The following is a 7,912-nucleotide window of genomic DNA, read 5'->3' on the forward strand; positions in this document are numbered from 1 at the left end:
TAAATTTTTAAATAAAAGACATAATTAATTAAAATTATAATTTGCTATTAGTATCTTTTTAAAAATATTTACAATTATTTTAATAGGTTATGCAAGAAGTCTAATGTTGTCTTACTTTAAATTAAGACAGAAAGATGGGTGAATTTAAAATGAAAAAAATTTTAAATTTATTAACTGCATTAACAATTAGTGGAGTAAGTATACCAAAAGTAACAGCTTTTAGTTCATCATCTGAACAAAAAAAAGAGCAACATTCAAAACAGAAATAAAACTTTACTATAATGAAAATAATAAAAAAAATAAAATTATTTTTAATGATTGATATATAGAAAGCGATGGTTGACACTTATCTCATACATTTAATCTTGGAACAAATAATCCGATTAATTATAAAAAAATTATGTTTTTAGGTGAAAAAAGTGATTTTTTTTCAAAAATTAGCTGAGGGGAAGAAGCATATTTATTATTATGGAACAAAACTATCTTATTTCAATGGCAGTGAAGTAAACAAAAAAATAATTAATGCAAAAATTATTGATCCAGATTATGATGTTCCTCATTATATTAACAATGAAAATCGTTTTATAGTGCAAAGCTTCCAATCACCAGGTTTTCCATATTTAAAAGCAGTCCAAGAATTTGCTTTAACTTGATATTATGAAAATAATAATTTTTATATTCAAATTTTATCATATCATTGAATAAGTGTTACAGGCTCTTATGTTTATGGCGGAGCATGACAAGGAATTGGAAAAGGAATTAAATTATATAATATATAATTTTATATGTAATTTTGCATAATACTTACAGACAAATATACTTTGCACTATAAAAACGATTAATTTTATGTAAAATAGTTTTGATATTAATAACTGACTTAATATAACACGTTCATCAATACTAAAATGCTTATAATTATTAAATACCTGTCTAAAGATTTTTTATTAAAAGAAAAATATAATCAATATGTAAACTATAATGTAAACTATAATATGAAGGGCAAAGAAAAAACTATAAACAATGTTTATAGTTTATCATCATAATAATTTCTATTATGATGGTTTTTGTTAATACTTATTTCTTGCAATGTTTGGTAAAATTTTGTTTTAATAATTTTATTATTACAATAATTATATAAACACATACTACCAATTAGGATTCCCAAAATGGCAAAAAAAACAATGAAAAATCATACATATCCTGGAATTCCTAAAAAAGGAGTGTGGATATTTAAAAAGAAATAGGGGTATCATCGGTTTTCAATAACCTCTGGTTCATTGCCTGGTCAAGTAAAATGGTTACCAGACAAACGACGTAATTCTCCTCTAATCATTGCATAAGCGCAATATGCTAATAGGACAAGTAAATATTTTCAAAAGTTTTTTCTAAAAAATTGTTTTAAGTTAATTTCTTGTTTATTTTCCATAAAAAATAAGATGTAAATAACAAATGCAATTGGATTTGTCATATGGTCAATAACTGTTGTAATTCATCCTATCGCGCTGCATGGTAAAGGTTGTGTTGGTAGTAATAAACAATTGTAAATAATAAAAGTAATTGTAATATAACAAGCTGCTGCTAGTGCAACTGGGTATAATTGAATTTTATTTTTATTTTCTTGATGATGACGAATTCCACTAATTAAGAATCAGAATAAGATTCCTAGGTTTGAAAAGCATGTAAAAGTTGTAAAAAAATCTAATGTATATACGGTGTAATCGCCATTATAACGGTTCATAATATCATTTTGATTTAAAATTCCATTAATGAACGCTCATCCTAAAATAGCAAGGCCAATTATTGCAAAAAATAGTTTATAAATTTGCTTTCAAGCTAATTTTATTTTTAAAATCATTGATAACTATTTCTCCTTGTTTTTTAGTTTTTTGTAGTAATTTAATATCCTGCATTACTACTATAATATTGTAACATTGATTATTTTAAAAAATGCTTTATCAAAGCAGAAAACTTTATTAAAATAATGTTTTTGTTTAAAAAGGTATACATTTTTATAAAAATTGGGTAAGATAATATAAACCTAAATTTATACAAGGTTTATTAGAAGAGGTGTAATTATGTCAAAAAAAGAACTAGCAGCACAAATTGCCGAAAAATTTACTGATGTGTTATCAAAAACACACGCAGAAGAAATTACAAATTTTGTTTTTGATCATATTAAAAATGCTTTAGTTGCTGGAAAAGAAGTTTCAATTGCAGGATTTGGGAAATTTTCTGTAACTGAAAGAGCAGCAAGAGATGGAAGAAATCCATCAACAGGAGAAACAATTAAAATCCCAGCTTCTAAATCAGCTAAATTTAAAGCAGGTAAACAATTAAAAACTGATTTAAACAATAATTAACAATTAGGAAAGATTTAATTGTTATGTTAAATAGTTTATTTAACAAAGGAAGTATTAATAAGTGGCGTTTTTTGTTAAGTCATTATAAATTAATAAATTTGTCAGAAAAACAGTTAATATTAATCATGTTGATTATGAACTGTTCTTCTTCTGATAAAAGGTTTATTACGCCATTAGAAATTGCAAATCATTCTAATTTTAGTGAGGCTCAAGCAAAAAAGATGTTAGATCATTTGAAACAAGCTGGTTTTATTGATATTAAAATGAAAAAAGGTGTTTTAGAAATGGATTTATCCCCAATTTTTAATAAGATCATTATTGCAATTGAAAACCTAGAATTAAATGTTGAAAAAAAGATTTTATTTGAACAAGTAAATCAAATTTTACAGTATCCTTTAAATGAACACGAAAAAGCAACTTTAAATACTTATTTAGAAAATAAAATTTCTGATTTTCAATTAACCCTAATTATTAATAATCATCAAAATGCAAAACTAACTTTTAAAGAATTACTGAAGTTTATTGATAATTATCTTAAAAATAAACCAAAATCATTAACTAAATATAATTGATTAATTGATTAAGAATTGGTTCGAAATCAAGGAAATTAGGAAAAACTAAAAAAAGTTCATGGCCATTTTCAATAAAATATGAAAGTGGTATTTGTTTTGTTGGCATTAATTTTATTCACTCTATTAATTTTTGATATGATAAAATAAAATAACGATCATAATAATGAAAATAAATAATAATAAAACTAATGCCATGATGATTATGAACTGATGCTAATTGTTGTAATTGATGGGTCTTAAGATTGTTTAAATTAAATTTTTGTTGAGTACTTTCTTTTGCTTCAAATTCAATATAATAACCTTGATAAAGTCCATAATAATCATATCCAGTTTTTGTTTTAAAATAACTTTTTGTGATTAAATGCTGTTGTTTTTCAAGCGGGGTAATATTTACTGGTCGTTTAAAAAAAAGACCAGTATTATTATCAAAATATTTTTGAATAGTATAATTAAGTAAAGATTCTAAAAACATGTCACGATTATTGGGTAGATACATTTTTGTTTCCTCCTTCAATAATTAATTATCAAAAAAGGAAGTTTGTTCCTTGCAAATGAGGTGTAAAAAATGAAAACAATTAAATTACGAGCAACGGATATTATTAATAAGGAATTACAAGTTGATTATCAAGGCTATGATCCAAATGAAGTTGATACATTCTTAGATATGGTTGCGACAGATTATCGAGTTTTTGAAGGAATTACAAATGACTTTAATAAGGAAATCAAGTACTTGCGTCAACAATTAAATGATTTGCAAGATAAAAATGATGTTTTAAGAGCTCAGCTTGATGAAACAAAAGCTCAAAAAGCCCGCTTAGAAGAAGAAGGTTTTTCAAAAGCGGATTTAATAAAGCGTATTCATAACTTAGAAGGAAAAATAAATAACGATTAGATTTATTTAATTAATTTCTAAGATATAGTATAATATACATGAGTTATAACAGAACTAGTTGCTATTAACATCCTGTTAATAGAGGAAACTCCACGCTCGCACAATCTGTGATGATTGTAGTGTTTGTGCTAATTTAATTCATAAAATTAGGCATAAGGTTACTTATGACGGCTGAAAAAAATCCTACGTTATTATTAAGTTATTATTAAATAATATGGAGTTTTTTCTATAAAAGTGCCACAGAAACGAGTTTTTAAAGAAATTTAAAAAATGGAACGGGTAAACCCCACAAGCGAGAAACCTAAATTTTGGTAAGGGAACTTCTTGTTTTGAAGCAGAAAAAACAAGGGGATCAATTTAATAATTGATAGATAAATAACTAGTATTTTATTTCAGAAAATAAAAAACAGAACGTGGGTTATGATGTTGTAACTTTACTAATAAAAATAGATATTAATCTATTTTTATTTTTGTTTAGGTAGTTATAATTTATTTTTATAAAACTAATAATTTAACTTGACTTTTTATAAAAATAAATTATAATTTTTATAAATAAGAAAGGAAAAAAGAAATGAAAAAAAATACTAACGATATTTTAACAGTGCAAAATGATAAGATTTGAACGCGGATTAAAAAGTCAGTTTTTCATAAGGAATTATATAATCAGAGGTCAATTACGTTTAAAATTGCTGCTTCTGCGATTTTTTTAGCGATGGCCGTTGGATTAAGTTTACTAGAGGTTTTTAGTGTTCCAACTCCTTGGGGGGCAACATTTGGTTTACGATTTTTTGATACTTTAGTAATTATTTATTCAATTGCAATTGTTGGATTAGGATTTGCTTTATTAGAAGGAATTGCATTACCTTGAATTCATAATTTAATTGATGGGCATCATACTTGACTTGAAATGGCATTCTTTATGATTTCTAATATCTTAGTTGTGTTCGTAACTTGATTTGTTTACTATATTTTATTTAATGCTTGTCATAAAATTACTGTTCCAGAAAATGTTGCTGACCATACTATTCATGAATATCATTATGTTAAAAAAGTGCATGACCATCATCATAAAATTGTTAATATTAAATGAGGGAAAAAAATCTTGGCATTTACTATTATAGTGCCAGTATGTGCTTTAATTGAAGCAATTTCATTTTTAATTGTTGCAAAGATTTTAGTAAATATGGGTCATACGCATCCAGATGCTGACCATGCTCATGTTCTACACGATAGCTTGAAGATATTAGATCCGACAGAGAATATAATAAGTAATCCGATTGATTGGTCTAATCAAGTTACTGTTGCGCATGCTGGCCATGATCATGACCACGATAATAGTGGGATGGCATCTATTTTTGAGTCATGACAACATACTTTAATTTTTATCGGAATTTTCTTTGGAATTTTTACCGCTAAATATATTATAAACGCTACTTTATTTTTATTATTAGAACAACGAACAAGACAATTAGTTGATCGATATGGAATATATGTATAAAAACTTTTTTAAAATTTTAAAAAAGTTTTATTTTTTTTTGATATAATACATTGATAAGAGAGCAAATATTAAGCTCGCATTTTTTAAGAAATGAGGTGAGGTTATGGGGAAAATTAAAGAATTAATTGATATTAATAAAATTGAAAAGAATTTAGATTACAATGAATTACATGAAAAAAATCAAGCTCGTAAACAAGAAACGCCATTAGAAATGATGAAACGAATCAAGGCACCTCGAATTGGTTTTTTTAAGTTAGTTGCAATTTATTACCGTCGTTATTTATTACGTTCATTTACAATTTTATTTGCATTAGTACTAAGTTCAACTTCAATTGTTATAATGACTTTTTTAATTAACCAATTAATGAGTGAAATTTTATTTGAATTTGGAGATGATCCAAGTTCAGTCACAACAGGCTTACGATGATATATATGATTAATTATCATTGGTGTTGATTTATTAATTGCCGTAATTACAACAAATATTCGTGAACGAGTAGGTGGAATGCTAGGGCGGAATATTGAAATTGATGTTCGTAATGCGGTATTAAATAATTTAGTTAATTTAAACATTGGTTATTATTCTGATAAAAAAATTGGAGAAACAATGACTAAATTAATTAATGATACACAAGTTATTGGGGATGAATCACAATTAACCCCAGCTAACTTAATTAGTATTCCAATTATATTTATTGGTAGTGCAATTTCATTATTAAATATTGATTGAAAATTAGCATTGATTTGTTTAGGATCAACAGCATTATTTATGGTTGCTGTCGCAGTAACTTTCCGTTCACAAGCATCAGAAACAGAAAATGTTCGTGCTAAAATTACAGATGTTAATGGAGATGTGACCGATCGAATTGCATCAATTGCGCTAATTAAAGCAACAGGCACAGAAGAATATGAACGTGTTCGTTTTGAACAAATTCATAAAGAATATTACCGTGTTAATCGTCGTTTAAATCGTATTCAAGCACGAATGACAACAATTATTATTTTATGTGCATTAAGTTTAACAGTGATTGTTATTTTAGCAAGTATTATTTTATATGGTAATAAAGGGGCAGAACATACTAATCGTATTATGAAAATTTTGCCAGCCTTTATTATAGGGGTTAATACTTTGGCATTTCCAATTTGAACTTTAACTGGATTAGTTCCAGGATTAGCACGTGCAACAGCTTCAACAAAACGAATTATTCAATTAATTCGTGTTGATACAACCATTGATCCAAACCGTAATGCGCCTGAGATACAAGAAGTTAAAGGTGATATTATTTTAAAAGATATTGTTTTTGAATACCCTGAAAAACCAGGTGTTATTATTTTACCTAAAACAACAGTTACATTTAAAAAAGGAAAAAGTTATGCTTTCGTTGGAGAAACTGGAAGTGGTAAATCAACAATTTCAAAATTATTATTACGTTTCTATGATCCAACGAGTGGGGAAGTTATTGTTAATAACACTAATCTAAAAAAATTAAATTTAGCAAGTTATTTAACACATGTTGGTTATGTTGAACAAGAACCAAAAATTTTATTTGGGGATGTAATTTATAATGTTAAATATGGAATGTTTAATGCAACAGATGAAGAAGTAGTTGAAGCTTGTAAAAAAGCCAACCTGCATGATTTAGTAATGGGTTGAAAAGATGGTTATAATACTATTTTAGGAGAACGAGGGTTTATGTTATCAGGTGGACAAAAGCAACGCCTAGTTATTGCCCGAATGATTTTAAAGAACCCACAAATTTTAATCTTAGATGAAGCAACAAGTGCTTTAGATAATATTGTGGAAAAAGAAATTCAAGCTGAGTTAGAAAAAATTATGGTTGGTAAAACAACAATTTCAATTGCGCACCGATTAAGTACAATTAAAAATGTTGATCAAATTTTTGTCTTAGGAAAAGGGCAAGGAATTATTCAAAATGGTAAGTATGATGAGTTAATTGCAGTTGATGGTCCATTCCGTGACCTTCATTGTGCTGGTAATCAAGGCAAATAAAAAAGTGTTTATTTTAAACACTTTTTTATTTGCAAATCATAAATTTATTTATAATAGATTAGCTAATATTTTTAGAGTGAGGATTGAGTTATTCAAATGTTTATAGAAATTTATTGTATAATTTACTTATACATTAATTAGGAAGGATAATATTGTAAGAGTAAAAAACTATTTTTATGTTAAATTGAAAGGATGATGAAAATGAAATTTAGAGAATGGAAACATACCTTACGGGATGGTGTTGAATTAGATATGTATGAATGGAAACCTGATAATGATAAAAACATTAAGGGGATTGTTCAACTAGTTCATGGTAGTGCAGAGCATGCTTTTCGTTATGATTATTTTGCTAAATTTTTAGTAGCAAATGATTATGTTGTCATTGCTGAAGATCATCGTGGGCATGGAAAAACAGCTCTGTCTTCCGAAGATCTTGGTTTCTTTGCCGAAGAAGAAGGGTGAGAAAAAATTATTGATGACTTATATGAAGTAACAACTTATATTAGACTTCTTGCATAACCTAGTTATTTTAAAATTCCTATAAAATATATTTAAAATAGAAATTATAGGAATCTAAAA

Annotated in this window: 9 protein-coding genes and 1 other RNA gene; 8 read left to right on the top strand and 2 right to left on the bottom strand. The window is 26.5% G+C overall.

Translation table 4 applies throughout. The features are described 5' to 3' along the window. Positions 1–419 precede the first annotated feature (419 nt). Positions 420–779, top strand: coding sequence for a hypothetical protein (locus EHU54_RS03260; protein ID WP_400248917.1), 360 nt, complete (start codon positions 420–422; stop codon positions 777–779). Between the two features lie 245 nt (positions 780–1,024). Here the strand turns inward: EHU54_RS03260 and EHU54_RS03265 are convergent, their stop codons facing one another. Beyond that, positions 1,025–1,855, bottom strand: a complete 831-nt coding sequence (locus tag EHU54_RS03265) for a Pr6Pr family membrane protein (protein ID WP_400248918.1) — start codon at positions 1,853–1,855, stop codon at positions 1,025–1,027. Positions 1,856–2,075: 220 nt separating this feature from the next. On the opposite strand from EHU54_RS03265, the gene EHU54_RS03270 reads away from it, so the two are divergent. Together EHU54_RS03270 and EHU54_RS03275 are read left to right on the top strand one after the other, a co-directional pair. Beyond that, entirely contained in the window at positions 2,076–2,360 is a 285-nt protein-coding gene (locus EHU54_RS03270; protein WP_400248919.1) for an HU family DNA-binding protein, read from the top strand. Between the two features lie 23 nt (positions 2,361–2,383). Continuing rightward, positions 2,384–2,944: a DnaD family protein gene (locus EHU54_RS03275; protein WP_400248920.1), complete on the top strand. Its 561-nt coding sequence runs from the start codon at positions 2,384–2,386 to the stop codon at positions 2,942–2,944. Here EHU54_RS03275 and EHU54_RS03280 read toward each other — a convergent pair. Then, positions 2,919–3,428: a Holliday junction resolvase RecU gene (locus EHU54_RS03280; RefSeq protein ID WP_400248921.1), complete on the bottom strand. Its 510-nt coding sequence runs from the start codon at positions 3,426–3,428 to the stop codon at positions 2,919–2,921. The two genes, EHU54_RS03275 and EHU54_RS03280, sit on opposite strands and share 26 nt — an antisense overlap. A 69-nt stretch (positions 3,429–3,497) precedes the next feature. On the opposite strand from EHU54_RS03280, the gene EHU54_RS03285 reads away from it, so the two are divergent. The 5 genes from EHU54_RS03285 to EHU54_RS03305 all read left to right on the top strand — a co-directional run bounded on the left by EHU54_RS03285 (position 3,498) and on the right by EHU54_RS03305 (position 7,852). After that, complete coding sequence (locus EHU54_RS03285; RefSeq protein ID WP_400248922.1) at positions 3,498–3,824, top strand: DivIVA domain-containing protein; 327 nt, start codon at positions 3,498–3,500, stop codon at positions 3,822–3,824. Between the two features lie 46 nt (positions 3,825–3,870). Beyond that, positions 3,871–4,250, top strand: an RNA gene (rnpB, locus tag EHU54_RS03290) — RNase P RNA component class B. A 145-nt stretch (positions 4,251–4,395) separates the two neighbouring features. Further along, positions 4,396–5,322 (top strand): hypothetical protein, encoded by a 927-nt coding sequence (locus EHU54_RS03295; protein ID WP_400248923.1) that lies wholly within the window; start codon positions 4,396–4,398, stop codon positions 5,320–5,322. A gap of 103 nt (positions 5,323–5,425) precedes the next feature. After that, positions 5,426–7,333 (top strand): ABC transporter ATP-binding protein, encoded by a 1,908-nt coding sequence (locus EHU54_RS03300; protein ID WP_400248924.1) that lies wholly within the window; start codon positions 5,426–5,428, stop codon positions 7,331–7,333. Positions 7,334–7,534: 201 nt separating this feature from the next. Further along, complete coding sequence (locus tag EHU54_RS03305) at positions 7,535–7,852, top strand: alpha/beta hydrolase (RefSeq protein WP_400248926.1); 318 nt, start codon at positions 7,535–7,537, stop codon at positions 7,850–7,852. The last annotated feature ends 60 nt before the right edge of the window (positions 7,853–7,912 follow it).

The sequence above is a fragment of the Spiroplasma sp. ald genome (genome assembly GCF_044714355.1).
Lineage (GTDB): Bacteria > Bacillota_I > Bacilli_A > Mycoplasmatales > Mycoplasmataceae > Spiroplasma > Spiroplasma phoeniceum.